This is a genomic window from Luedemannella flava (genome assembly GCF_039528515.1).
In the GTDB taxonomy this organism is placed as follows: Bacteria; Actinomycetota; Actinomycetes; order Mycobacteriales; family Micromonosporaceae; genus Luedemannella; species Luedemannella flava.
On record NZ_BAAALT010000028.1, the window covers coordinates 21,758 to 46,018 of the forward strand.

Genomic DNA, 24,261 nt, shown 5'->3' on the forward strand with positions numbered 1-24,261 from the left:
GGTGCCGATGCGCGGACTTGTGGTCACACCAGGCAAGGCGGGCAGCGCCCGGGTGGACGGCGACCTGCCCGAGCCGCCCGGCGCCGAGGGCGAGGTGCTCGTCGAGGGCCTGCTCGTGGGCGTGTGCGGCACCGATCGGGAGATCATCGCCGGGCACTACGGGCAGGCCCCGCCGCGCTCGCCCAACCGCCTGGTGCTGGGCCACGAGGCGCTCGGCCGGGTCATCTCCGACGACTCCGGCCGGCTCTCCCCCGGCGACCTGGTCACCGCCGTCGTGCGCCGCCCCGATCCGGTGCCGTGCGCCAGCTGCGCGGTCGGCGAGTGGGACATGTGCCGCAACGGGCAGTTCGTCGAATGCGGCATCAAGCAGCGGCACGGCTTCGCCCGGGAGCACTGGCGGGTGGAGAGCGACTTCGTCATCCCGCTCGACCCGACGCTCATCGAGGTCGGCACCCTGATGGAGCCGGCCAGCGTGGTCGCGAAGGCCTGGGACCAGGTCGAGAAGGTGGGCATGCGCTCGTTCTGGCGGCCACGCACGGCGCTCGTCACGGGGGCCGGCCCGGTCGGCCTGCTGGCGGCCCTGTTGGGCGTGCAGCGAGGGCTGGACGTGCACGTCCTGGACCGCGCCACGGACGGGATCAAGCCCGAGCTGGTGCGCGCGCTGGGCGCCACGTACCACCCCGAGTCCGTCATGGACACGCACCTGGCCCCGGACATCATCCTCGAATGCACCGGCGCCGCACCGGTGATCGTGGACGCGCTCGATCTCATCGCCCCGGGCGGCGTCGTCGTGCTGGCCGGTATGTCCTCCGGTGGGCACAACATCACCTTCGACGTGGGCCAGATCAACCGGAACATCGTGCTGGAGAACAACGCGGTGATCGGGTCGGTGAACGCCAACCGGCGCCACTGGAAGCTGGCCGCCACGGCCGTCGCGGCGGCCGACATCGGCTGGCTGCGCTCGTTGGTCACGCGTCGGGTGGCCCTGTCGGACTTCCCCAAGGCGTTGGAGCCTATGGTCGACGATGTGAAGGTCGTCCTCGACCTGCAGCAGTGAGACCCGGCTTGACGACTTAACAAGACGGACGTACGGTTTGTTGGGGCGGCGGTGCGGCCGCCGCACGACTTCCCGCGATTCATAAGGAGTACGACGTGGCGAGCCTCGACAGCTTCGGTGCGAAGACTCAGCTCAGCGTCGGGGGCGCGAGCTACGAGATCTACGACATCACCAAGGTCCCCGGGTACGAGCGGCTCCCCTTCAGCCTCAAGATCCTGCTGGAGAACCTGCTCCGCACCGAGGACGGCGCCAACATCACCACCGAGCACATCACGGCGCTGGGCTCGTGGGACCCGAACGCCGAGCCGAGCGTCGAGATCCAGTTCACCCCGGCCCGCGTCCTCATGCAGGACTTCACCGGCGTGCCCTGCGTCGTCGACCTGGCCACCATGCGCGAGGCGGTGCGCGACCTCGGCGGCGACCCGTCCAAGGTCAACCCGCTCGCCCCCGCCGAGCTCGTCATCGACCACTCCGTCATCGCCGACGTGTTCGGCCGCCCCGACGCGTTCGAGCGCAACGTCGAGATCGAGTACGGGCGCAACCGCGAGCGCTACCAGTTCCTGCGCTGGGGCCAGACCGCGTTCAACGAGTTCAAGGTCGTCCCGCCGGGCACCGGCATCGTGCACCAGGTCAACATCGAGCACCTGGCCCGCGTCGTCATGCCGCGGGGCGGCGTGGCCTACCCCGACACGCTCGTCGGCACCGACTCGCACACCACGATGGTCAACGGGCTGGGCGTGCTCGGCTGGGGCGTCGGCGGCATCGAGGCCGAGGCCGCCATGCTGGGCCAGCCGGTGAGCATGCTCATCCCGCGGGTCGTCGGCTTCAAGCTCAACGGCAGCCTGCCCGACGGCGCCACCGCCACCGACCTCGTGCTCACGATCACCCAGATACTGCGCAAGCACGGCGTGGTCGGCAAGTTCGTCGAGTTCTACGGCTCCGGCGTGACCGCCGTGCCGCTCGCCAACCGGGCCACCATCGGCAACATGAGCCCCGAGTTCGGCTCCACCTGCGCCATCTTCCCGATCGACGCGGAGACCGTACGCTACCTCAAGCTGACCGGCCGCTCCGCGGAGCAGCTCGCGCTCGTCGAGGCATACGCGCGCAAGCAGTCGCTCTGGCACGACCCGGCCGCGCCGGAGCCGGCGTACTCGGAATATCTTGAACTTGATCTTTCGACCGTCGTGCCGAGCATCGCCGGCCCCAAGCGCCCGCAGGACCGGGTCGCGCTGACCGACGCGAAGACCGCGTTCCGCTCGGCGCTGCCCGACTACGTCGCCGACGACGGGGTGGACGAGGAGAGCGCCGAGAGCTTCCCCGCCTCCGACCCGCCGGCGTCCAACGCCAACGCGGCCGGGCGGCCGCACAACCCGACGCCCGTCACGCTGGCCGACGGCACGAGCTTCGAGATCGACCACGGCGCCGTGGTGATCGCGTCGATCACGTCGTGCACCAACACGTCCAACCCGCAGGTGATGGTCGGCGCGGCGCTGCTCGCCCGCAAGGCCGTCGAGCGCGGCCTGGCCGCCAAGCCGTGGGTGAAGACCACCCTGGCGCCCGGCTCCAAGGTCGTCATGGACTACTACGAGAAGGCCGGCCTGCTGCCCTACCTGGAGAAGCTCGGCTTCCACCTGGTCGGCTACGGCTGCGTCACCTGCATCGGCAACTCCGGGCCGCTGCCCGAGCAGATCTCGGCGGCCGTGCAGGCCGAGGACCTCGCCGTGGTCAGCGTGCTGTCCGGCAACCGCAACTTCGAGGGCCGGATCAACCCGGACGTGAAGATGAACTACCTGGCCTCGCCGCCGCTCGTCGTGGCGTACGCGATCGCCGGCAGCATGGACATCGACCTGGCCCGCGACCCGCTGGGCGTGGACCCGGCCGGCAACCCGGTCTACCTCGGCGACATCTGGCCCTCCCCGCAGGAGGTCCAGGAGGTCATCGACTCGGCCGTGTCCGCGGAGATGTTCGCCAAGGACTACGCCGACGTGTTCGCCGGCGACGACCGCTGGCGCTCGCTGCCCACCCCGGCCGGCGACACGTTCGAGTGGGCCGCCGACTCGACGTACGTCCGCAAGCCCCCGTACTTCGAGGGCATGGCGGCCGCGCCGGCGCCGGTCGCGGACATCGCGGGCGCCCGGGTGCTCGCCAAGCTCGGCGACTCGGTCACCACCGACCACATCTCGCCGGCCGGCTCCATCAAGCCGGACTCGCCGGCGGGCCTCTACCTGTCCGCGCACGGCGTGGAGCGCAAGGACTTCAACTCGTACGGGTCACGGCGCGGCAACCACGAGGTGATGATCCGGGGCACGTTCGCCAACATCCGCCTGCGCAACCAGATCGCGCCCGGTACGGAGGGCGGCTTCACCCGCGACTTCACGGTCGCCGGTGGACCCGTCGCGACGATCTACGACGCCGCGCAGAACTACGCCGCCGCGGGCACCGCGCTGGTGATCCTCGCCGGCAAGGAGTACGGCTCGGGCTCGTCGCGCGACTGGGCCGCCAAGGGCACGGCGCTGCTGGGCGTACGCGCGGTGATCGCCGAGTCGTACGAGCGCATCCACCGCTCGAACCTCATCGGCATGGGCGTCCTGCCGCTGCAGTTCCCGGCGGGCGCGACGGCGACGTCGCTGGGGCTCACCGGCGAGGAGACGTTCACGATCAGCGGGGTGACCGCCCTCAACGACGGCACCACGCCGCGCACCGTGACGGTCAGCACCGACACGGGCATCACGTTCGACGCGGTCGTCCGCATCGACACGCCCGGCGAGGCGGACTACTACCGCCACGGCGGCATCCTGCAGTACGTGCTGCGCAAGATGCTGGAGAGCTGAGTCCACGTCAGATCCTGGGGGGTATCCGCGGTGCGGATACCCCCCAGATTGTTTCGGTTCAGGCGGTCCGCGCCGGCGTGAAGATCGCCATCTCCGGTGCGGACGTGCAGTCCAATCGCCGGTCGTTGGCACGCGTCGCTCCACGATCGCCGAATGCGGTACGAGCATGAAGTCCCGACACCCGTTTAACCGACAAATCACCCCTCGCTTGTCACGATGATCGGCGTTTTCTGTACGAGACCGCAGCCCAGCCACGCTCCTGTACAGGAAACCCAGATCTTGGTACTCATAGGCGGCCGGACGCGACCCCCGGCTTGCCGACCACCTGTCATGAGTTCGGTTCGGAGATGCGACACGCACCTGGCCGCACCGCTCAGCGTTCTGGCGGGCAATCTCAGCCGCACGTATGTGCCGCACTGGAAGCGCTTCCAGCGAACTCGATCCGGCTCCTCCTCCAATAACGCGCGTTTCTTGTGTCGATGATAGTGAATCGATACCATCGGGACTGGAAGCGCTTCCAGTTTTTGACCATATCCGTCCACCCGCCGGTGTCCCCGCCAACAACCGCTGGCGCCGAGCCGGCTCCGCTCCGACTCCCCCAGCCGTCCCCCACGGCACGAGCATCCAACCCGTAAGCATCGTCATGCCGGTCGTCGAGCAGCTGTCGACTCCGGACAGCACGGTGCGGGCCCGGACGCTCGCACGCCGCGATCGCGCCACAAGGAGGCCGTCATGCGATCGCCCACGACACGTCACCGGACCCAGTTCCGCCGGTGGCTCCTGGCCCCACTCGTCGCTCTGTCCCTGGTGTCCGGCTTGGCGCTGACCCCCGCCGCCAACGCCGCCATCGGCGGCAGCTTCGTGGACAACCTCAACTCCTTCGACACCGGCCGCTGGCACAAGGCCGACGGCTGGAGCAACGGCGCCATGTTCAACGTCGGCTGGCGCGCCGACCACGTCTGGTTCAACGGCGGCGTCATGGGCATCAACCTGGACACCGCCACCTGCCCCGGCGGCTGCTCCGGTAAGCCCTACGCCTCCGGCGAGTACCGCACCAACGACCTGTTCTCCTACGGCCGTTTCGAGACGCGGATGATGGCCGTCAAGCGCCCCGGCACGGTGACGTCGTTCTTCACCTACACCGGGCCGAGTGACGGCCAGCCCTGGGACGAGATCGACATCGAGATCCTCGGCAAGAACACCACCCAGATGCAGACCAACTACTTCACCAACGGGGTCGGCGGGCACGAGAAGATCATCAATCTCGGATTCGACGCCGCCGCCGGCTACCACACCTACGCCATCGAATGGTGGAACAGAGGCACCATCAACTGGTTCGTCGACGGCCGCCTCGTCCACCAGGAGAACGGCTCGCGCGGCCCGCTGCCCACCCGCCCGCAACGCATCATGGCGAACTTCTGGCCGGGCATCGGCGTCGACAGTTGGCTCGGCCCGTTCGTCTACCCCGGAACGCCGCTGACCGCCCGTTACGACTGGATCAGGTACACCAGGTACTGATCACTCGGCCGCGGACGACGAGGCGGGTCGGCAGCAGGAGCGGCGTGGGCCGCGCTCCGTCCACAATGGCGAGCAGCATTCTGGTCATCTCCTCGCCCAGGGCCTGGACGGGCTGATGGATCGTGGTGAGCTGGGGATAGGTGAGCTGGGCGATCCTGAGGTCGTCGAACCCGACGACACCGACATCGTCGGGCACCGCCCGGCCGTGCGCCCGCAGGACGCCGAGCGCCCCGGCCGCCATGTTGTCGGAGGCGGCGAAGACGGCGTCGAGATCTGGATGCGCCCGCAGCAGCCGGGTCATGGCCGCCGCGCCGCCGGCCTCGGTGAAGTCGGCGTGTTCGACCCGGTCCGGTGACAGCCCGGCCACCGCCATCGCGTCGCGGAAGCCGCAGTAGCGCGCCTCGGCGACGTCCAGGCTGAGCGGCCCCGTGATGGTGGCGATGCGCCGGTAGCCGCCGTCGACCAGATGCTCGGTGGCGAGCCGGGCGCCGCCCCGGTTGTCGACATCGACATACCACCGGGGTTCGCCGCCCAGCGGACGGCCGCCGAACACGACCGGCATCGCCGTCTGCTCGGCGAGCTTGGCGAGCGGGTCGCCGCCGTGCAGGTTCATGAGCATGATCCCGTCGGCGCGGCGGGAGCGGACGATCCTCTTCAGCTTGGCCGACCCTTCCGGGCTGCCCGCCAGGACCAGGGTGAGGGTGAAGTCGGTGCGTTCCAACGCGCTGCTGATGCCGTAGATGATCTGCGCGAAGAAGGCGTCGGCGAAGGCCCCCGGATGGCTGGTGGACACCGCCAGCACGACCGCACCGACGCGGTTGGTGGCGAGCGCCCGCGCGGACCGGTTGGGCACGTAGCCGAGCTCCTCGACCGCGCGTTGGACCGCGTCACGCTTGGCCGGGCTGACATTGATCTCGTTGTTGATCGCCCGGGACGCCACCGATCGCGACACCCCCGCCCGTTCGGCCACCTCGTCGAGAGTCGGTAGCCGGTGTGACGGCGCGGTGTCCATGGGCGGTGAGGGCCTTTCGTCGCGGAGCGTCAGCGCGCCCTCATCGTAGAGCCGGTGCCCCCCGGCGGGACGCCCGGAGGCGTCCCGCCGTGAGGGACTCAGCGCAGGCCCGCCATGTGGGCGAGCTCGGCCGTCAGGGCCTCGCCGTCGGCGGAATCGAGCCCGTGGGAGGTGAACCACCCCGCCACGTTCATCGCGTCGCGGTGCAGGAACTCGCGCCCGCGCGGATTGGCGATCACGTCCACGACCTGCGGCAAGTCGATCATCACCAGCCGCCCCTCGTGGACCAGCAGGTTGTACGCCGACAGGTCGCCATGGGCCCGCCCGGTGCGGGCGAGCGTCATGAGCGCGTCGACCAGTTGCCGCCAGAGGTCTTCAAGATCAACAGCATCGCGGCGGACCTGCGCCAACCGCGGCGCGGCCGTCCCGTCCGCGTCGCCGATGAACTCCAGCAGCACCTCGGTGCCGAGGATCTGCACCGGGTACGGCACCGGTACGCCGAGCGTGTACAGGTCGCACAGGGCGCCGAACTCGGCCCCCGCCCACTGCCCGGCGATGGCCTCGCGACCGAATGAGCTCCGCGACGCCATGGCCCGGTTGACGCGGGACTCGCGCACCCGGCGCCCCTCCAGGTAACCGGAGTCGCGGTGGAACATGCGGTGCTCCGAGCCGCGGTACCGCTTGGCCGCCAGCAGGCAGCGCCGGTCGGTGCCCGGCACACCACGCTCGACCAGCCAGACGTCGGCCTCCTTGCCCGTCTTGAGCACGCCGCGCTCGATGTCGACGGCGGCGAGCTCGGTGACGAGCCAGTCGGGGTGCGGGCGCGGGCCGCGCTCCCCCGCGGTCGACTGGTCCCAGGTCGACCAGCGGTCGCCCTCGCCGGGCGTGTCGTCCTCGTCGGCGAGCCGCCGGCGGTGCCCGCGACCCTCGAACAGTTCGGCGTCCTCATCAAATGCCGGCGATGCCGGCGCGTAGTCGTCGTCGTCAAAACGGCCGCGCTTGCCACGGCGGGTCGGCGCGTCGTAATCGTGCATCCGCACGGTGGGATCTCCTAGGTCAGGGAAGGAAGTTCCCGATCCGACCTTGGAAAGCGACGCTTCGCGCGTCCGCGTCAGGAGAAGGTCAGGCGATCGGGGTCAGGGCAGCGGGCATCGGCCGCGCGACAGGCGCGTACATCGAGGTCAGCCTCCCTTCCCTGAACGGGCACCGGATGTCCGAACGGACACCGACGGTGCGGTCAGCGGCCATCATTGCTGACCTACCGGAACGGCGCAACCGGTTTTCAGACCCGGGCTTGCCCACCGCGGGAGACGTCAATCACGCATCATGGAGCCGTGCCCGCGGTCTCCCACTCCCCCGACGCCGCTGGCCACGTGGGCGAGGACCAGTGGTGGCTGCCGGTCGCCGACCCGGCCGGGGTGGCCGCGATCGGCCAGGCCGCGGCCTCGGTGGCCAGCGCGCTGCGGATGCCGGAGGCGAAGGTCGCCGCGGTGGCCGAGACCGCCGCCGCGCTGTCCGCGCTGCTCCTGCGCCGCACATCCTCGGGCTGGGTGCTCATCCGCACCCTGCGGTCCGGGCTGGAATGGGGCGTGGGGCTGGTGGGGCTGGAATCCGCCGGGGACCCGCCCGCGATCGGCCAGCCTGGCCACGACGTCGGGGTGGACCTGCCGGGAGCCTCCGCCGTCGACGCGTACGCCTGGCCGGGCGTCGGGGCCGTGGTGACCGCGTCGGTGTGGGCGATCGAGGCACCGGCCCCCTGGGCGGACGGCCTGACCTCGCCGATCCCCGGCGAGGAGGTCAGCGGCGACCGCTGGGCGGTGCGCGAGCTGGACGGCCGCCGCCAGGTGATGCTCTGCGACGGACTCGGCCACGGGTCGGCCGCCGCCGCGGCCAGCCGCGCCGCCATCGACGCGTTCCTGGTCGCCCCCGTGTCGGGCCCGCGCGCCGCCGTGGATCACATTCACAAATCCTTGGCGAGTACGCGCGGCGGCGTCGTCGCGGTCGCCGAACTGAACCCGCGCCGCGGCCTGGTGCGCTACTCCGGCATCGGCAACATCGCCGGCTGGGTGGTCGACCCCGAGTCCCGCCACGGCATGGTGTCGGTGCCCGGGATCGTGGGCCACCAGCGCCGCGACATCCGCGAGTTCGAGTACCCGCTGACCCCCGAGACGACCGTGGTCATGCACTCGGACGGCCTCGACGACACCTGGGACCTGGCGCGCTACCCGGGCCTGCTGGCCCATTCGCCGCTCGTGGTGGCCGCCACCCTGCTGCGCGACGCCCGGACCGGCCGCGACGACGCGTGCGTCGTGGTCGCGCATCCCAACATCTAGCAAGCCGTACGTACGGATTGCGCAAATCCGGCGCGCCTGTCACGATCGACTTGTGCCAAGGGTGAGTCAGGACCAGCTCGACGCTCGTCGTCAGGAGATCCTCTCCGGCGCCCGCGCCTGCTTCGCCCGCTACGGCTACGAGGGCGCGACGGTCCGCCGGCTGGAGGAGGAGATCGGCCTCTCCCGGGGAGCCATCTTCCACCACTTCCGCGACAAGGACTCGCTGTTCCTCGCCGTGGCCGAGGACGACGTCGCCACGATGGTCGAGACCGTGGCCCGCAACGGCCTGGTCCAGGTGATGCGCGACCTGCTCGACCGGGCCGGCGAGACCGACGTGGCCGGCTGGCTCGGCACCCAGCTGGAGGTGTCCCGCCGGCTGCGCACGGACGCCGAGTTCGCCACGCGCTGGGCGGCCCGCTCCGCCGCCATCGCCTCAGCCACGCGCGAGCGCCTGCAGCGCCAGCACGACGCGGGCGCCCTGCGCGACGACGTACCCGTCGGGGTGCTGGCCCAGTTCCTGGAGCTGGCCTACGACGGCCTGGTGCTGCACCTGGCCGACGGCCGCCCGGTCGCGGACCTGCACCGCGTCCTGGACGTCGTCGAGGCCGCCGTCCGCCGCTGAACCGATGGTGTAATTACACCATCCAAGGTATTCTTACACCATGGCTCTCAACATCAAGGATGCCGAGACCGAAGCCCTGGCCGCCGACGTGGCTGCCCTGACTGGTGAGAACAAGACCCGGGCGATCAACGTGGCCCTGCGCGAGCGCAAGGCGCGCCTGCTCGTCGAACGCACCGCGCGCGAGCGCCGCCAGCGCCTGCTGCGCTTTCTCAACAACGAGGCCTGGCCGCAGATCCCGCCTGACCTCCTGGGCACAAGCCTCATCAAGCCCGAGAGAGAGCAGATCCTTGGATACGGCCCGGAGGGCGTGTGATCGTCGACAGTTCCGCCCTGTGCGCGATCCTGCTCCGGGAGCCCGGCTGGGAGCCACTGCTCGAGTGCCTCGTCATGGCCAACGGTCCGGTGGGGGCGGGCGCGCCGACCCTCACGGAGACCGGCATCGTGCTGGCCGCGCGCGTCGGCCCGCAGGGCAAGACGCTGCTCGCCCGGTTCACGCAGGAGAGCGGGATACGGGAGGTCCCGTTCACCGCCGAGCACTGGCCGGTGGCCACCGACGCGTACCTGCGTTTCGGTAAGGGCCGCCATCCAGCCGCGCTGAACTTCGGCGACTGCCTGACCTACGCGGTCGCCTACCTCGCCGGTGAGCCGCTGCTGTGCGTGGGCGACGACTTCCCTCGGACCGACCTCACCATCGCCACGGTCTGATGTGGCCGGTCGCGGCGCCGCGTCCGTAGCGCCGCGACCGGCTGTTGTCAGCGCCTTACGCGGCCGTCAGGCTGAAGCGGGTCTGGTCGGGGTCGATGCCGAGGATGCGGGCCGACACGACGGTGCCCTCCGCCGGGGAGTCCCGGTCGACGAGCAGTCCGTCGAAGCCGTCGACCTCGACGAACGCGCCGAACGGGACAACCTTGGTCACCGTGCCCTGCACGACGTCGCCGACATGGTGGCGGGCCTGGAAGTCCGCCCAACTGATCGAGGACATGTGATCACCTCCTTCCCGGTGTGCGTCCACGAACAAGTGACAACGGTTCGGACGCACGGAGGCCCACGGTTACGTGGTGGGAAGGGGTGCCGCTCCCGGAGGCCGCGGGTGCGCGGCGCCGGTGGGGCGGTCAAGCGATGGCCGGGTCACCGATCTGTGCGTGGCACGAGGCCAACCCGGCAGTCATGTCAGCGACGTTAGCACGAGACTGACGTCGTGCTGGTACGCGAACTTCAGGAACGCGCGGCGTTGGCGTTCCCGCCGCTGCGCGTCGAGCACCGCGACGGCTGGTGGCTGCGGCACGCCGACGGCAGCGCCTGGTGGGCCGGTTCGGTGCTGCCGCACAGCGCCGACCTCGGCGACCGGATCGCCGACGCCGAGGCGTTCTACGCCGCCCTCAACACCCCGGCCCGGTTCCAGGTCAGCCCTGGGGCCTGCCCGCCCGGCCTCGACGCCGCCCTGGCCGCGCGCGGCTACCGGATCGAGTCCCCCATGTCGCTGGGGACCGCGCCCACCGCGACCGTCACCGGTCGGCTGCGCGCGGACGACGCCACCGTCAGCGAGAAACCGACCGACGCGTGGTTCGCCGTCTGGCGGTCCGTCCACGGTGGTCCGGAGCCCGATCGGGACCGCGACATGCTCGCCCGGGTGACGCGGCCCACCGCGTACGCCTCCGTCGTCGCGGACGGCGAGGTCGTCGCGGTCGGCCGCGTGGTGGCCGACGCCGGGTGGGCGGGCATCTTCGCCATGGCGACGCTCCCGCACGCGCGCGGCCGGGGCGCCGGGCGGCGCGTGCTCGCCGCGCTCGCCCACTGGGCCGCCGCGCGGCGCGCGCACCACCTGTACCTGCAGGTGGACCCGGACAACGCCGCCGCCGACCGCCTGTACGCCCGCGCGGGCTTCGCCGAGCTGTGCCGCTACCACTACCGGGTGCGCGTTGCGGCGGTCAGTGGCTGAACGGTTCGAGGCAGCCGAACTCGGCGGCCGACCCGGTCACCTCGGCCCGCACGCGTTCCGGGCGCACGTCGCCGACCACGCAGCCGCGGTCCGGGAAGTGGATCCCGAACGCGGCGCCGGGCGGGGGCGTCGGGTCGGCGCCCAGCGCCCGCATGGCCGTGACCTGCACGTCGTCGGTCGCGAAGCCCAGGCCGTGCAGCGTCCGGGCGACCGCGTCCGGGCCGATGTCGCCGCCGCGGCGCAGCTTCTCCAGCGCGGGCACGACGCGGTCCTTGATGGTCCGGCCGGCGGCCCGCTCCTGCGGCGACAGCTCGTGCCGCTGCTTCCACCCGTTGTTGTCGGCGTTGTTGGCCGCCTGGTCGCCCGGCGGGAGGGAACGGCTCGGGTACGCCGTGGGTGGTCCCGACCCGACCGGCACCGGGCGGCCGCAGCCTCCCGCGGCCAGCAGCAGCGTGATGCCGATCGTCACGATCGCGCGCCTCGTCGCGGTGCCCGTCATTCGTCCCCCGTGAATGTCGGAAACTAGCTCCGGATCATCGATAGTAGTAACTCGTGCGTCCCGGCGTCGGCCGCCGCCACGAGCCCGCGACTGCCCGGTCCGAGCGGGGCGCCGTCGGTCCCGGTGACCACGCACCCGGCGGCCCGGCACACCGCGATGCCGGCGGCGAAGTGCACGCTGGCCCCCAGGTCGGTGCCGCCGGTGACGTAGCCGGCCCGCCTGCCGGCCGCGACCCACACCAGCGCCAGGCTCGAGGACACGACCCGGGGCCGGAACCGCTCGCCGAACGCCGGGTGGGTCAACAGGTCGACGGCCTGGAAGCCGGCGTGCGTCCAGTCCAGGTTCGCGTCCACCAGCCCGCTCGCCGGGGTCGGTGTCAGGCGCTCATCGACGCCGTCGCGGCGTACCCCCGCGGTGTTTGCGTCGGTGAAGAAGACCTCGCCGCTGAACGGGTCGGCCACCGCCGCGGCGCCGTCGCGCAGGGCCACGTTCACGGCGACGACCATCATGCCGGCGGCGTAGTTCAGCGTGCCGCACAGCGGGTCCACCAGCCACTGGCGGGCGGCGTCGGCCGGGCCGCGCTGGCCGCCCTCCTCGCCGAGCACCGCGTCGTCGGGCCGGGCGGCGCGGATGACCGCGAGGATCGCCTCCTCGGCGGCCACGTCGGCGGCGGTGGCGAAGTCCCCCGCGCCCTTGTCGATGCGGTCGAGCCGCTGGCCGAACATGCCGCGCACCACGTCCGCGCCGGCCCGGGCCGCGGCGACCGCGACCTCGACGTCGTCAGGCGCCACGCCCGTACCCCGCCTCCCAGGTCGCCCGCAGGACATCCTCCAGCGCCGAGCCGGTCGGCGACCAGCCGAGCGCCGACCGGATCCGGCTGACGTCGGCCACCAGGGCGGCCGGCTCGTTGACCCGCGGTCGGTGGACCACCTCGATGTGCCGGCCGGTCACCTTCTCCGCTGCCCGGATCACGTCCATCATGGACACCCCGACCCCGGTGCCGACGTTGAGCAGCCTGGGACCGCCGACCCGGGCGATGCCGAGCGCGAGCCCGACCGCGCGGGCCACGTCCAGGACGTGCGTGAACTCCCGCACCGCGCTCCCGTCGCCGTTCACGCTCACGTGCGGGATCTCGCCAGCCGCCGCGCGCAACGCCGCGGAGATGATCCGCGTCGGGTTGGGATCAACAATCCCGGAGTACGCCCCGGCGATGTTGAAGCAGCGCAGTGTCACCCCCACGATCGCCCCCGCGTCCCCGAGGAACGCGACGAGCTGCTCCGCGGCGAGCTTCGAGGCGGCGTAGGGGCTCTCCGGGATGGCGGGCAGGTCCTCGCTGAGCGCGCCGGCATGCCCTGAGCCGTAGACCGCGCACGTCGAGACGAACACCACGCGGGGACGCGCGCCCCCCGCGGTCACCGCGCGCAGGAGGTTCTGGGTCCCGCCGACGTTGACGTCGTAGTACCCGATCGGATCCTCGAACGACTCGCGCACGTTCGTCCGGGCCGCGATGTGGCACAGCGCGTCGACGTGCAGCGGCGTGACGGCCGCGTCGACCGCCTGCCGGTCGGTGAGGTCAGCCTCGACCACCGTGACGCCCGCCGGCACGCCCGGGTCCGCCCGGTCCCGGACGAGCACGATGACCTCGTGCCCCTGCTCAGTGAGGTGCCGCGCCAGCACCCGCCCGAGAAAGCCACGCCCGCCACTGACCAGTACGCGCATGTATCAGCACCTTCGTCATACCGGAACTCGCCGGTCGGCCTCCGCCACGGACCCGCTGACAATAGCCAGCAGGCTCGGCACCAGAGCGGCGTCCCCACCGATCGTCGCGCACGACGTGCTGTCATGGTCCGACCCGTCGCTGTCCACGACGACCGCGCCCGCCTCCCGCGCGATGACGACGCCGGCGGCCGTGTCCCACGGCTGGTTGGCCATCATCACCACCGCGTCGACGCGGCCCTCGGCAAGCCAGACCAGGTCGATGGCGGCCGACCCGTGCATGCGGACGCGCTGCGCCCGCGCCGCGAGCCGCCGCGTCACCGCCAGCCGGACGTCGTTCTTCCGCTCGGCTCCCTTGCCCACGGCGTAGTCGCCGATCGCGACCACGGCCTCGGACAGCCGCGACACGCCGCTGGCGGCGAGCCGCCGCCCGTCGCGGTAGGCGCCGAGCCCGCTCGCGGCCGTGTACCGCAGGCCGAGCTTGGGCAGGTCCACCACCCCGACGATCGGCGTCCCGTCGCGCAGCAGCGCGAGCGAGATGCCGCACAGCGGGCTGCCGTGGACGAAGTTGACCGTGCCGTCGATCGGGTCGAGGGTCCAGATGAGTTCACCCGACGGCCCGCTGCGGCCGTCCTCCTCGCCGAGGAACCCGATGTCCGGGGTCCGCCGCCGGAGCATGACGGTGAGCTCACGCTCGATGGCGTAGTCAACGTCGCTGGCCATGTCCCGGGCGCCCTTGGCGGTCAACCGCGTCGGCGACCGGCTCAGGAAGATGTCGCGGGCGACGTCGACCGCCGCACAGGCCACGGCCAACAACTCATCATGCGAGGTCACGGACCCGTTCTACGGCACAGGCAGGACCTACGGGTTAACGCCGGATGTCAGGAGCGCTGCTCCCCCCGTGGAGGTACGCGGTGCCACCGTCACGCTGGGCGACGAGTGCGTTCTGTACCCGCAGCAGGACGTGAGGCCGCAGGCGTCCCTCGATCACACCGCTGTCGACGAACTCGTATCCGTCCGGTTCGTTCTCGTCGAGGCGGAGCGATGTCCGTTCTCCCTCGGATAGGACGCCGCCGTCGAAGACGAACATAAGACTGTCATCCCACGGCCCATGTGGCGCGACCCAGTCGACGACCAGCATCCGCCCACCGCGCCAGTCGAGGCCGAGTTCCTCGAGGATTTCCCGTTTCGCCGCCTCGAGCGGAGGCTCGTTTGCCTCGGCCATGCCCCCGGGCAGGTCCCAGTCCGGCTTATATCGGGGATTGACCAGCAGAATTCGGCCTTGGCCATCTCGGAACAGCACGTCGGCACCGACTCGCTTTCGGGCCTGGGTACGGTTCCCCTCCGCCAGGTACGCGCGATAAGCCTCCGGATCCCGTTCGAACAGCGGGGCGTCCGCACTCATGGCGCCTTCTCGTCCCTTGGCTGAAGGCCGTTGGCCGGCAGCCACGACGAGAGCCAGGTCCGGCCACGTAACTCCGCATCGCCCGCTGGACCGGTCGGATCCAGAATCCTCGGCGCGAGCGCCTTGCTCATGTAGCTGGTAACGCTCGCGTAGAGGAATCCTCCGCCGAAGCGACTGTCGGCAGCGCGGAGTGACCACATCGCGGCGAGATCCTGCTCGATCGAAGCACAGAATGATCGCCCGCTATCCGCTGGGAACGCATCGCCTTCCGCCCCGCCAGTTGGCTCGTCTCGGTGACGAGCCGAGCGAGTTCGCGCAGGCTCATCGCGTCAACGCTTCCACACCTCGTGCTGCCTCAGCAACGCTACGTGTGGTCGTGTCGAACTTGCTCCCGAAGGGGGAATCCATGCCGTTGCTCAGCATATTGGCGTATGTAGCGGTCGCTGTTGTCGGTTGGTTCGCGGGCATGATCACGCTCAACCGATCCACGCGATGGTGTCCCGAGCGCGACTACCTCTACGCGCTGGTGCCATCCGGCTGCGTGTGGACGTGCCGGTGCCAGCACACCCGAACCTCGAATGGGTGACGGTCCATGGCACGCGCCTGTTGTCCGACGGTCGGGAGTGCCGCTCCGCGTGACCGCGATAGTCGGCCGGTCGTGAGCGGTCCCTTCTACCTCTCCGGGCTTCTCAGCTGCTGCGGCTCGCCGATGTGGTGCGTCACTCGGACGGGAACCCGGCGCTACCGGTGCGGCGTGTGCGGGCGAGGCGTGGACGCCCTGGCCGCCGAGGTGGAGGTGTGGGAACTCGTTCACACAAGCCACCCCGGGCTCGGCAACGCGCACACCGCGTACGAGGAGCGCCGTCACCGCCTCGACACGGTCGTGTGGACGGTGGAGGTTATCCACGGGCGTGCGGGGCACCGATTCGTACCACAGGTGTTTGCCCCGGCCCCGGAGGGCTGACAAGCTACGGCCGTGATCATTCAACGGGAGACGGCGGCCCAGGCCGGTCAGGTGCGGGCCGTCACGGCGGCCGCGTTCGCGCGGCCGGATGCGCCGGGAGCGCCTGTGGCCGAGGCGGCGCTGGTCGACGAGCTGCGCGCCGATGTCGGGTGGCTGCCGGCGTTGTCGCTCGTGGCGATGGACGGCGACGCGGTGGTGGGGCACGTGGTGTGCACCCGGTCGACCCTCGGCGGCGCGCCGGCGCTCGGGCTCGGGCCGTTGAGCGTGCACCCCGATCACCAGCGCCGCGGCGTCGGGTCGGCGCTCGTGCACGCGGTGCTCGGCGCGGCGGACGCGCTCGACGAGCCGATCGTGGTCCTGCTCGGCAGCCCCGTCTACTACTCGCGGTTCGGGTTCCGGCTCGCCGCGGAGTACGGCATCGAGCCGCCCGTGCCGGAATGGGCACCGCACTTCCAGGCGCGGACACTGACCACCTACACCCCGGACCTGCGCGGCGCGTTCGCCTACGCGGAACCGTTCAATCACCTGTAGTCACAGGTCTTGCGGCGGTCGCCGACAATGAACGCACCCCTGCAGGAAGGAATCCCGGCCGTGCCCACCATCCACGCCGTTTCCGTCATCGCCGCCCCGGGCGACACCTGGGGCATCGCGGGCCCCGACTTCCTGAAGTTCTACGCCATCACCGCCGCGGTCCTCGTCGTCGGCGCCCTGATCTTCCGGGCGGCCTCGGGCGGCGGCGACGGACAAGCCAACCAGGGCATCACCCCGGGCCGGGTGGCGTACCTGCGCGGCGGCGCGGCACTCGCCGTCACCTCCTCGATCGCCGGGCTGCGGGCCGCAGGCGCGCTCGCCGCGCCGGAGAAGGGCGTCCTCGCCACCGCCGGGCCGTACCCGTCGGGCGCCAGCCGGCTCGACTGGGCCGTCTACGACGCGGCCTCGCGCCAGGTGCGCCAACGCGACCTGCTCGCCGACCCCGGGGTCGCGTCCGCCCTGACCGAGCTGCGCGACGCCCTGTTCGCGGCCGGCTGGCTGCGCACGCCGGCCGAGCGGGCGCGGCTGCGCCTGGCCGGGTTCCTCGTCCTGCTGCTCGCCGCACTGGGCGTCGCCCGGATCGTCGCGGGCATCAGCAACGACCGGCCCGTGGGCTACCTGGTGCTGCTCACCATCGGCGTCGTCATCGCCGGGGCGCTGCTGCTCATCGTCAAGGAGCGCAGCCGGGCCGGCAGCCGCGCCATCGCGGAGGCGATGCGCACCAGTCGCCACCTGGCCCCCACCAACGCCCCGGCCTGGTCCACGTACGGGCTCACCGGCGCGGCGATGGGCGTGGCCGTCTTCGGCGCCGCCGCCCTGTGGTCCGCCGACCCGGCCTTCGCCGAGCAGGCCGAGATCCAGCGCCAGCTGGGCGCGTCGGGCAGCGGCGGCGGCTCCGGCAGCGGCACGAGTTGCGGCGGCGGCTCCAGCAGCAGCTGCAGTGGCGGCAGCAGCTGCGGGGGTGGTGGCTGCGGCGGCGGCGGGTGCGGCGGATGATCCCCGGGGACTACGGCGTCGGGATCGGGTGGCGCCCCGAGATCGCGGGGTTCGTCGCCGACCTGCCGGGGCTGCGCTTCGTCGAGGTCGTCGCCGAGTCGCTGCACGCCCCCGCCCGGAGCATCCCCGACGGCCTGCGTGACCTGCGGGCCCGGGACGTGGCCGTCGTGCCGCACGGGGTGCGGCTGAGCCTCGGCGGCGCCGAGCCGGTCGACCCGGCCCGGGTGCGCCACCTGGCCGAGTGCGCGACCGCGCTCGGCTCCCCGATGGTCAGCGAGCACGTCGCGTTCGTCCGGGCCGGCGGGGTCGAGGTAGGGCACCTGCTGCCCGTGCCGCGCACCCGCGACAGCCTGGACGCCACGGTGGACAACGTCCGCCGCACGCAGGCCGAGCTGCCCGTCCCGCTGGCCCTCGAACCGGTCGCGGCGCTGTTCGACTGGCCGGGCGCCGAGCTGGACGAGGCCGACTTCCTCACCGAGCTGCTCGACCGCACCGGCGCGCTGCTCCTGCTCGACATCGCCAACGTCTACGCCAACGCGCGCAACCGGGGCGAGGACCCGCTGCACCTGCTCGACCGGCTGCCGTTGGAGCAGGTCGCCTACGTGCACGTGGCGGGCGGCGCCGAGCACGACGGCCGCTACCACGACACCCACACCGACCCGGTCCCCGCCGAGGTCCTCGAACTGATCACCCAGTTGTGCGGGCGGTGCCGCCCACCGGCGCTGATGCTGGAGCGCGACGGCCACTACCCGCCCGCCGACGCGCTGCGCGCCGAACTCGACGCGATCGCGCACGCGGCCGGCCGGCCGCTGGTCACGGCATGAGCGAGCGAAGCGAGCGAATCATCAGCTCGGGATTCACTCATGCCGGCGCCGGAGCGCAGCGGAGGTGACGGCATGAGCGAGCGAAGCGAGCGAATCATCAGCTCGGGATTCGCTCATGCCGGCGCCGGAGCGCAGCGGAGGTGACGGCATGAGCCGCGAGGACCTGGCACGGGCCCAGGCCGCGTTGGTGGCCGCGCTGGTCGCGGGGGCTGCGCCGCCGCCGGGGTTCGACCCCACCGGAGTACGCGCAGCGGCAGCGGCCCTGCTCCGCAAACGTGCCGGCGAGGTGGCCGGCGCGTGGCCCGTACTCGCCGCGTCTTTCGGATCCCGGTGGACGGTGACGTTCGGGCGCTGGGCCGCCACCCGGCCGACGCGCGGCTCGTTGCGCGACGGCTGGGATCTGGCCCGTCAGCTGCGGGCCGGCGGCGCGCTGAGCCTGGCCGGGCTGGAGGAGCTGGCGGTCCGCGAGGTCCGGTGGCGCTACCGGCCCGGCGGCGAGGCGAGGCGGCGGCGTCTGCCGGCGGTGCGCCGGTTGCGCGGCGTGACGGTGGTGCAGGTGCTCGGGCGGGTGCGGGTCAGGCGCGCCCGACCGGCGCGCGGACGATCGTGATCGCGTCGCCGTAGCGCTCGACGAGGGCGTTCTCCTCGTCCGTAGTGAGCTGGTCGGTGCTGAGCTGCACCGAGCACGTCACCGGGTCGGTGACCACGGCGAACGCGATCCGCGTGGCGCGCGGGCTCCACCTGCGGGCGACCAGCTCGTCGGCGATGCCGGTCAGCTCCGCCAGCGAGTGGGTGCAGATCGTGACCAGGTGCGACTTCCCGGCGGCGTAGCGGTCGACGACCGGACGCCAGGCAGCCGGGTCGACGCCCGGGTTGAGCGCCACGATGATCACGCCGCGTTTCTCCACGCCCAGGCCCACGAAGACATCGGGGCGGCTGGCCACGAGGTCGGCCAGGTCGGTGGGCCGGCCCACGTCCACGACGGGTTCGGGCACCTTGGCGGCCGCGTCGGGCGGCCGCGCCGCGCGCGGCCCGGACATCAGGTCGGAGACCGCCGCCTCGGACGTGCTGTCGGCGGGGGCCGGTCGGCCGCAGCCGGTCAGCGCGACGGCCATGGCACACGCGCCCGCCGCGAGAACCACTCTCACCCCGCTCATCCGACCCTCCCTAGTACTTGCCGACGGTGACGCCCAGATGCGACTGGATGGACGACACGAGCTCCCCGTACAGGACGCTCGAACCCTGCATCCCGATGATCATGCCGCGGATGCTGGCCGCGGTGGTGCCCGACTCCACGTAGAGCGGGCCGCCCGAGTCGCCCTTGCTGACGATCGTGGAGCCGGGCTTCTCGGCCCGGATGACGCCCGGCGTGCAGCCGTCCGTATCGCACAGCGTCGCCGTCGTCGACGTGACGCGGATCCCGCACACCGCGCGCGTGACGTAGCCGCTGGCGCAGATGTAGGAGTTGACGGCCGGGTTCGCCGCCCCGGTGATGTACCGGCTGGTCGAGCGCGGATCGGTGTAGATGCGCGAGTCGAACTTCTCCGTCGCGGACTCGATGCGCATCATGTCGTACGTCGGATAGCCCGAGGAGCCGGCCGCCTTCCCGACATACTCCGTGCCGGAGTAGACGCTGGCCCCGTTGGCGAAGCAGTGGTCGGCCGTGACCTGGCCGTACACGCCGCCCCGCAGGACCGTGAAGCCGGACGTGCAGAACCGGTCGCTCTTCGCGCCGATCGCGGCCGCGCCGTAGTGCGGTTCGCCGTCGGTGGTGCGCGAGGTGCGCGCCACGGGCCCGTAGTCGACGCGGACCCGGTCGCCGAAACGCTCGGTCAGCGCGTCGCCGGCCTCCCGTGAGCCGGCGTCGAACGTCACGTCGACGGTGGCGGTCGCCGCGTCCACGGCGAACGAGAAGCTGGCCTCGGCCGCGCCGTCGGACCAGTCCCGGGCGCGCAGCGCCTCGGTGACCTCCAGCAGGTCCCCGGCCGTGTGGCAGGCCGCGACGACCTCGACGTCGAGCAGCGGCACCTCGATCGGCACCTCCTGCTGCGCCTCGCTCTGCGCCTCGGTGAGCGCCGCCCCGCTCAGGTTGGACGTCGACTCGTCGACCCGGCGGGTGGGGCGCAGCACGGTGGTGCCGCGCTCGTGCGCGTCGCGGGCCCGGTCGTCCAGCTCGGTGCGGACCCGGTTGAGGTTGACCCGGCGGGAGTCGACGACGTAGACGACCCGGTGCGTACGGTGGTCGACCGTGGCGCCGAGCAGGCCGCGGCGCAGCGTCGCGTCGGGGTCGGACTTGCCGTCGGCGCCGAAGATCTCCGCCGCCCCGGCGTTCAGCTCGTTCACGGCGGCCTGCGGCCCGGGGTCGGCGATCCACCCGACGCTGGTCGTGTCGCCGGCGGCCGTCGGCTCCGCCGGCTGCGTCGGCGCGTCCGTCGGGTCCGTGCCGGCGGCGGGCGCCGTCGTGGGCTCGTCGATCGGCGCAGCCATCGCCGTCGNTCGGCTCCGTCGTGGGCTCGTCGGTCGGCGCCGCCGCGGCCGTCGGCTCGGCGGCTGTGGGGGTGGGGGTGGGGGTGGGGGTTGCCTCGGCGACCGGGGTGCCGCAGTCGCCCGCGGAGCCGGGCGTGTCGGGCAGCAGGACCACGGCGGCGGCCACGAGCGTGACGACCACTGTGGACAGGGTCAGCGCCACCGGCCCCGTACGCACCCGTCTCGGGAGGGACAACGACCGCGACGCCGATGACACCTGGCGCTCCTCCCGTTAGGGACCGGGGAACGGCGAGAAGCATAGCCATATGTCGATGGTGCCGCAATGTCGGTTATGGGCGGCCTACGCTGAGCAGCGGATCAGTCCGCGTAGTCGCGCTCGGGCGCGACCAGCACCACCGGCTCGGCGTCGTCCGCGCTGTCGGCGAACGGCCGCGGCGAGTCGGCGACCGCGAACTGCGTGTGGTACAGCTCCGAGTACAGGCCGCCGGCGGCGACCAGCTCGTCGTGCGTGCCGCGCTCCACGATGCGCCCGTTGTCGAGCACCAGCAGCAGGTCGGCGTCGCGGACGGTGGACAGCCGGTGCGCGATGACCAGCGCGGTGCGGCCGGTGAGCGCCTCGGTCAGCGCGCGCTGCACGGCCGCCTCCGACTCGGAGTCCAGGTGCGCGGTGGCCTCGTCCAGGATGACGATGCTGGGGCCCTTGAGCAGCAGCCGGGCGATCGCGATGCGCTGCTTCTCGCCGCCGGAGAAGCGGTAGCCCCGCTCCCCCACGACCGTCTCCAGGCCGTCGGGCAGGCTGCGCACGAGCGGGCCGACCTGGGCGCGGTCCAGCGCCGTCCAGATCTCGTCGTCGGTGGCGTCCGGCTTGGCGTAGCGCAGGTTCTCGGCGATCGTCTCGTGGAACAGGTGCGAGTCCTGGGTGACGACGCCGATGGTGTCGCGCAGCGAGGCGAGCGACGCGTCGCGCACGTCGACGTCGCCCACGAGCACGGCGCCCTCGGTCACGTCGTACACCCGGGGCAGCAGCATCGCGGTGGTGGACTTGCCGGCACCGGACGGGCCGACGAGCGCGACCATCTGCCCCGGCTCGACGGTGAACGAGACCCCGCGCAGCACCGGCTCCGACACTGTGCGGTCGAGGGCGGCCACGTCCTCCAGGGACGCCAGGGACACCTCGGCCGCCGACGGGTAGCGGAACGACACGCCCCGGAACTCGACCTTCGAGCTGCCCGGCGGGATGGTCGTCGGGTCGGCCTTCTCGGAGATCCCCGGGGGCAGGTCGAGCACCTCGAAGACCCGCTGGAAGCTCACCAGCGCGGACAGGATGTTGACCCGCACGTTCGACAGCGCCGTGATCGGGCCGTAGAGGCGGGCCAGCAGCAGGGCCAGCGTGACGACCGTGCCCGGCGTGACGGCGCCCTGCACGGCCAGCCAGCCGCCCAGCCCGTACGTGAGGGCCGTGGCCAGGGACGCGATAAGCATCATCGCGGCGAAGAACGTCGTGCTGTACATCGCCTGCTGGACACCGATGTCGCGGACCCGGGCGGCCCGCGCGGCGAACCGGTCGGCCTCCGCGCCGGGGCGGCCGAACAGCTTCACCAGCAGCGCGCCGGCCACCCCGAACCGCTCGGTCATGGTGGCGTTCATCTTGGCGTCGAGCTGGTAGGACTCGCGGGTGATGTCGGCCAGCCGGCGGCCCACGGTGCGCGCCGGCAGCAGGAACACCGGCACGAGCAGCAGCGACAGCAGCGTCACCTGCCAGGACAGGGTGAACATGACGCCGGCCGTGAGCACCAGCGAGATGATGTTGCCGACGGTGCCGGACAGGGTCGAGGTGAACGCCTGCTGCGCGCCGAGCACGTCGTTGTTGAGCCGGCTGACCAGCGCGCCCGTCTGCGTACGCGTGAAGAACTGCAGCGGCATGCGCTGGACGTGGTCGTACACCTGGGTGCGCAGCGCGAAGATGATGCCCTCGCCGATGCGCGAGGAGTAGAACCGCTGCACCAGGGTGAGCGCCGTGTCGACGACCGCCAGCCCCGCGATGAGCAGCGCCAGCCGGACCACCTCGGCGCCGGCGCCCGGGCCGCCCGCCGAGATCGCGTTGATCACCCAGCCGGCCACCAGCGGGGTGAGAACGGCGATGCCCGAGGAGAACACGACGGTGACCAGGAAGATCGTGATCGCGGTCCGGTACGGCCGGGCGAAGCGCAGCACGCGCAGGGCCGTCTGCCGGTCGACGCGCCGGTCGCCGAGCTCCTTCTCCCGCCGGTAGGACCGCAGCATGCCCCAGGCGGAGCCCATCGGATGCCCCACGAGCCACCTCCGTCTCCCCGTGCCGGGCCTGGCCGTTCGACCCTAGGCCCCGCCGCCGACAACTCTTCGGGGAACCCGGATGTTTCCGGGTCGGGCAGTGTTCGCCCTGGGCGCAACAGGGGTTACTCGCCGAGCCCCGCAAGATCGCGGATGCGGCGGACCTGGGCGGCCCGCTCGGCCGCCTCCTGGGCCGGGTAGCTGCGGCCGCTCGCGGCGGCCAGCAGGGCCTTCACCTCGATCACCGCGTCGCGCGGGGCGGCCTGCACGCGGGCGACCAGGTCGCTCACCGCGGCGTCCAGCTCGGCGCCGGGCACGACCCGGTTGGCCAGACCCATCGAGGCCGCCTCAGCGGCCGGCACCCGGCGCCCGGTCACGCAGATGTCCAGCGCCCGGGCGTAGCCGACGAGCTCCACGAGGCGCTTGGTGCCGCCGAGGTCGGGGACCAGGCCCAGCGAGACCTCGGCCATCGTGAGCTGGGCGTCGTCGGCCAGGATCCGCAGGTCACAGGCAAGGGCGAGCTGGAAGCCGGCGCCGATGGCATGGCCCTGCACGGCCGCGATCGTGACGAGGTCGGGCCGGCGCAGCCAGCCGAACGCCTCCTGGTAGCCGGCGATGATCTGCTCGGCCACGGCGGTGTCCGCGGTGGCGATGCGCTGGAAGGTCGGCTGCCCGCCGCCGGCGTCACCGCTCACGGCGGCCAGGTCGAGGCCGGCCGAGAACGCGCGGCCCTCGCCACGCACGACGACGAGACGGACGTCGCCGGACAGTTCCCGGCCGATCTCGCGGAGCCGCTCCCAGGTCGCGGGAGTCTGGGCGTTGAGAACGTGGGGCCGGCACAACGTCACCGTCGCAACCGGCCCGTCACGGTCCACGCGAACCCCTGGATCAGTCACCGGGGACTCCGGGGGGTTGTGCTGTGCATGGGCGTCATGTCGCCCGATGCCTCACGCCGCCTTCTTGCGCCGGCGCGCGCCGCCCCGCTGCCGCAGCTGAACACCCGACTCGGTCAGGACCCGGTGGACGAAGCCGTACGAGCGGCCGGTCGAAGCCGCCAGGGCCCGGATGCTCTCGCCCGCCGTGTACCGCTTTACCAGGTCCTTGGCGAGCGTGGTGCGCTCGGCCCCGACAATTCGGCGGCCTTTCTCGGTGCTGGTGGTGGTGCCGGTGGCTGCCATCTCGAATTCCTCACGTCCTACAGTGAGCGGAATTTACGA

The 24,261-nt window shown here is 72.1% G+C and carries 26 protein-coding genes; 13 read left to right on the forward strand and 13 right to left on the reverse strand.

What is annotated here, in order from left to right:
• The first annotated feature begins 7 nt into the window (after nt 1-7).
• The 3 genes from ABD211_RS05725 (at nt 8) to bglS (ending at nt 5,406) form a co-directional block, all read left to right on the forward strand.
• Complete coding sequence (locus tag ABD211_RS05725) at nt 8-1,057, forward strand: glucose 1-dehydrogenase (protein ID WP_344126955.1); 1,050 nt, start codon at nt 8-10, stop codon at nt 1,055-1,057.
• Nucleotides 1,058-1,152: 95 nt separating this feature from the next.
• Nucleotides 1,153-3,888: an aconitate hydratase AcnA gene (gene acnA / locus ABD211_RS05730; protein ID WP_344126957.1), complete on the forward strand. Its 2,736-nt coding sequence runs from the start codon at nt 1,153-1,155 to the stop codon at nt 3,886-3,888.
• Nucleotides 3,889-4,620: 732 nt separating this feature from the next.
• Entirely contained in the window at nt 4,621-5,406 is a 786-nt protein-coding gene (gene bglS / locus ABD211_RS05735; protein ID WP_344126959.1) for a beta-glucanase, read from the forward strand.
• Here bglS and ABD211_RS05740 read toward each other — a convergent pair.
• The gene (locus ABD211_RS05740) at nt 5,387-6,376 is read right to left on the reverse strand and encodes a LacI family DNA-binding transcriptional regulator (protein WP_344126961.1); all 990 of its coding nucleotides are present in this window, start codon (nt 6,374-6,376) and stop codon (nt 5,387-5,389) included. The two genes, bglS and ABD211_RS05740, sit on opposite strands and share 20 nt — an antisense overlap.
• 140 nt (nt 6,377-6,516) lie before the next feature.
• Nucleotides 6,517-7,458 (reverse strand): serine protein kinase RIO, encoded by a 942-nt coding sequence (locus ABD211_RS05745; RefSeq protein WP_344126963.1) that lies wholly within the window; start codon nt 7,456-7,458, stop codon nt 6,517-6,519.
• 294 nt (nt 7,459-7,752) lie between these two features.
• On the opposite strand from ABD211_RS05745, the gene ABD211_RS05750 reads away from it, so the two are divergent.
• The 4 genes from ABD211_RS05750 to ABD211_RS05765 are packed head-to-tail and all read left to right on the forward strand — an operon-like array spanning nt 7,753 to nt 10,078.
• Nucleotides 7,753-8,751 (forward strand): SpoIIE family protein phosphatase, encoded by a 999-nt coding sequence (locus ABD211_RS05750; protein WP_344126965.1) that lies wholly within the window; start codon nt 7,753-7,755, stop codon nt 8,749-8,751.
• A gap of 52 nt (nt 8,752-8,803) precedes the next feature.
• On the forward strand, nt 8,804-9,373 hold the full coding sequence (locus ABD211_RS05755; RefSeq protein WP_344126967.1) for a TetR/AcrR family transcriptional regulator: 570 nt from the start codon (nt 8,804-8,806) through the stop codon (nt 9,371-9,373).
• A 40-nt stretch (nt 9,374-9,413) separates the two neighbouring features.
• Nucleotides 9,414-9,686, forward strand: a complete 273-nt coding sequence (locus tag ABD211_RS05760; RefSeq protein WP_344126969.1) for a type II toxin-antitoxin system VapB family antitoxin — start codon at nt 9,414-9,416, stop codon at nt 9,684-9,686.
• Nucleotides 9,683-10,078: a type II toxin-antitoxin system VapC family toxin gene (locus ABD211_RS05765; protein WP_344126971.1), complete on the forward strand. Its 396-nt coding sequence runs from the start codon at nt 9,683-9,685 to the stop codon at nt 10,076-10,078. The genes ABD211_RS05760 and ABD211_RS05765 overlap by 4 nt, the downstream gene beginning before the upstream one ends.
• A 55-nt stretch (nt 10,079-10,133) precedes the next feature.
• Here ABD211_RS05765 and ABD211_RS05770 read toward each other — a convergent pair whose 3' ends face one another.
• Nucleotides 10,134-10,355 (reverse strand): S1 RNA-binding domain-containing protein, encoded by a 222-nt coding sequence (locus ABD211_RS05770; RefSeq protein ID WP_344126973.1) that lies wholly within the window; start codon nt 10,353-10,355, stop codon nt 10,134-10,136.
• A 216-nt stretch (nt 10,356-10,571) separates the two neighbouring features.
• Here ABD211_RS05770 and ABD211_RS05775 point away from each other — a divergent pair, with 216 nt between their 5' ends.
• Nucleotides 10,572-11,312 (forward strand): GNAT family N-acetyltransferase, encoded by a 741-nt coding sequence (locus ABD211_RS05775; protein WP_344126975.1) that lies wholly within the window; start codon nt 10,572-10,574, stop codon nt 11,310-11,312.
• Here ABD211_RS05775 and ABD211_RS05780 read toward each other — a convergent pair.
• Genes ABD211_RS05780 through ABD211_RS05800 form a run of 5 tightly spaced genes read right to left on the reverse strand, consistent with a single transcriptional unit; the run spans nt 11,302 to nt 14,932 of the window.
• Entirely contained in the window at nt 11,302-11,781 is a 480-nt protein-coding gene (locus ABD211_RS05780; RefSeq protein ID WP_344126977.1) for a hypothetical protein, read from the reverse strand. The two genes, ABD211_RS05775 and ABD211_RS05780, sit on opposite strands and share 11 nt — an antisense overlap.
• Nucleotides 11,782-11,834: 53 nt before the next feature.
• Entirely contained in the window at nt 11,835-12,602 is a 768-nt protein-coding gene (locus ABD211_RS05785; protein ID WP_425560357.1) for an inositol monophosphatase family protein, read from the reverse strand.
• A complete protein-coding gene (locus ABD211_RS05790) occupies nt 12,592-13,530 on the reverse strand; it encodes an SDR family NAD(P)-dependent oxidoreductase (protein ID WP_344126981.1) in 939 nt (312 codons plus the stop codon). Before ABD211_RS05790 ends, ABD211_RS05785 begins: the two co-directional genes overlap by 11 nt.
• Before the next feature lie 15 nt (nt 13,531-13,545).
• Nucleotides 13,546-14,361 carry an inositol monophosphatase family protein gene (locus ABD211_RS05795; RefSeq protein WP_344126983.1) on the reverse strand — a complete coding sequence of 272 codons (816 nt, stop codon included), beginning with the start codon at nt 14,359-14,361 and terminating at the stop codon, nt 13,546-13,548.
• A 34-nt stretch (nt 14,362-14,395) separates the two neighbouring features.
• Entirely contained in the window at nt 14,396-14,932 is a 537-nt protein-coding gene (locus ABD211_RS05800; RefSeq protein ID WP_344126985.1) for an NUDIX domain-containing protein, read from the reverse strand.
• 976 nt (nt 14,933-15,908) lie between these two features.
• Between ABD211_RS05800 and ABD211_RS05805 the strand changes: the two genes are divergently transcribed.
• The 4 genes from ABD211_RS05805 (at nt 15,909) to ABD211_RS05820 (ending at nt 18,857) form a co-directional block, all read left to right on the forward strand.
• Nucleotides 15,909-16,427, forward strand: coding sequence for a GNAT family N-acetyltransferase (locus tag ABD211_RS05805; protein WP_344126987.1), 519 nt, complete (start codon nt 15,909-15,911; stop codon nt 16,425-16,427).
• Between the two features lie 27 nt (nt 16,428-16,454).
• Nucleotides 16,455-17,423: a TIGR04222 domain-containing membrane protein gene (locus ABD211_RS05810; RefSeq protein WP_344126989.1), complete on the forward strand. Its 969-nt coding sequence runs from the start codon at nt 16,455-16,457 to the stop codon at nt 17,421-17,423.
• On the forward strand, nt 17,423-18,247 hold the full coding sequence (locus ABD211_RS05815; RefSeq protein WP_344127091.1) for an MbnB/TglH/ChrH family RiPP precursor modification enzyme: 825 nt from the start codon (nt 17,423-17,425) through the stop codon (nt 18,245-18,247). The genes ABD211_RS05810 and ABD211_RS05815 overlap by 1 nt, the downstream gene beginning before the upstream one ends.
• A 148-nt stretch (nt 18,248-18,395) precedes the next feature.
• Nucleotides 18,396-18,857, forward strand: coding sequence for an SCO6045 C-terminal-like domain-containing protein (locus ABD211_RS05820; RefSeq protein WP_344126991.1), 462 nt, complete (start codon nt 18,396-18,398; stop codon nt 18,855-18,857).
• Here ABD211_RS05820 and ABD211_RS05825 read toward each other — a convergent pair.
• Both ABD211_RS05825 and ABD211_RS05830 read right to left on the reverse strand, forming a co-directional pair.
• Nucleotides 18,823-19,404 (reverse strand): hypothetical protein, encoded by a 582-nt coding sequence (locus ABD211_RS05825; protein ID WP_344126993.1) that lies wholly within the window; start codon nt 19,402-19,404, stop codon nt 18,823-18,825. The two genes, ABD211_RS05820 and ABD211_RS05825, sit on opposite strands and share 35 nt — an antisense overlap.
• 10 nt (nt 19,405-19,414) lie before the next feature.
• Entirely contained in the window at nt 19,415-20,734 is a 1,320-nt protein-coding gene (locus ABD211_RS05830; protein WP_344126995.1) for a trypsin-like serine protease, read from the reverse strand.
• 20 nt (nt 20,735-20,754) lie between these two features.
• Between ABD211_RS05830 and ABD211_RS05835 the strand changes: the two genes are divergently transcribed.
• A complete protein-coding gene (locus tag ABD211_RS05835; RefSeq protein WP_344126997.1) occupies nt 20,755-21,009 on the forward strand; it encodes a hypothetical protein in 255 nt (84 codons plus the stop codon).
• A gap of 82 nt (nt 21,010-21,091) precedes the next feature.
• Here the strand turns inward: ABD211_RS05835 and ABD211_RS05840 are convergent, their stop codons facing one another.
• From ABD211_RS05840 to ABD211_RS05850, 3 genes are all read right to left on the reverse strand, one after another.
• Complete coding sequence (locus tag ABD211_RS05840; RefSeq protein WP_425560362.1) at nt 21,092-23,035, reverse strand: ABC transporter ATP-binding protein; 1,944 nt, start codon at nt 23,033-23,035, stop codon at nt 21,092-21,094.
• A gap of 134 nt (nt 23,036-23,169) precedes the next feature.
• A complete protein-coding gene (locus ABD211_RS05845; RefSeq protein ID WP_344126999.1) occupies nt 23,170-23,940 on the reverse strand; it encodes an enoyl-CoA hydratase/isomerase family protein in 771 nt (256 codons plus the stop codon).
• Between the two features lie 51 nt (nt 23,941-23,991).
• Nucleotides 23,992-24,222, reverse strand: a complete 231-nt coding sequence (locus ABD211_RS05850; RefSeq protein ID WP_344082835.1) for a helix-turn-helix domain-containing protein — start codon at nt 24,220-24,222, stop codon at nt 23,992-23,994.
• Between the last annotated feature and the right edge of the window lie 39 nt (nt 24,223-24,261).

What these genes read in the sequence shown, in the direction of transcription:
- ABD211_RS05820 (WP_344126991.1), top strand. Translation starts at nt 18,396, where the DNA reads ATGAGCCGCGAGGACCTGGCACGGGCCCAGGCCGCGTTGGTGGCCGCG.
- ABD211_RS05810 (WP_344126989.1), top strand. Translation starts at nt 16,455, where the DNA reads ATGAACGCACCCCTGCAGGAAGGAATCCCGGCCGTGCCCACCATCCAC.
- ABD211_RS05850 (WP_344082835.1), bottom strand. Translation starts at nt 24,222, where the DNA reads ATGGCAGCCACCGGCACCACCACCAGCACCGAGAAAGGCCGCCGAATT.
- ABD211_RS05840 (WP_425560362.1), bottom strand. Translation starts at nt 23,035, where the DNA reads ATGGGCTCCGCCTGGGGCATGCTGCGGTCCTACCGGCGGGAGAAGGAG.
- ABD211_RS05760 (WP_344126969.1), top strand. Translation starts at nt 9,414, where the DNA reads ATGGCTCTCAACATCAAGGATGCCGAGACCGAAGCCCTGGCCGCCGAC.
- ABD211_RS05830 (WP_344126995.1), bottom strand. Translation starts at nt 20,734, where the DNA reads ATGGCTGCGCCGATCGACGAGCCCACGACGGCGCCCGCCGCCGGCACG.
- ABD211_RS05825 (WP_344126993.1), bottom strand. Translation starts at nt 19,404, where the DNA reads ATGAGCGGGGTGAGAGTGGTTCTCGCGGCGGGCGCGTGTGCCATGGCC.
- ABD211_RS05790 (WP_344126981.1), bottom strand. Translation starts at nt 13,530, where the DNA reads ATGCGCGTACTGGTCAGTGGCGGGCGTGGCTTTCTCGGGCGGGTGCTG.
- ABD211_RS05725 (WP_344126955.1), top strand. Translation starts at nt 8, where the DNA reads ATGCGCGGACTTGTGGTCACACCAGGCAAGGCGGGCAGCGCCCGGGTG.
- ABD211_RS05770 (WP_344126973.1), bottom strand. Translation starts at nt 10,355, where the DNA reads ATGTCCTCGATCAGTTGGGCGGACTTCCAGGCCCGCCACCATGTCGGC.
- bglS (WP_344126959.1), top strand. Translation starts at nt 4,621, where the DNA reads ATGCGATCGCCCACGACACGTCACCGGACCCAGTTCCGCCGGTGGCTC.
- ABD211_RS05800 (WP_344126985.1), bottom strand. Translation starts at nt 14,932, where the DNA reads ATGAGTGCGGACGCCCCGCTGTTCGAACGGGATCCGGAGGCTTATCGC.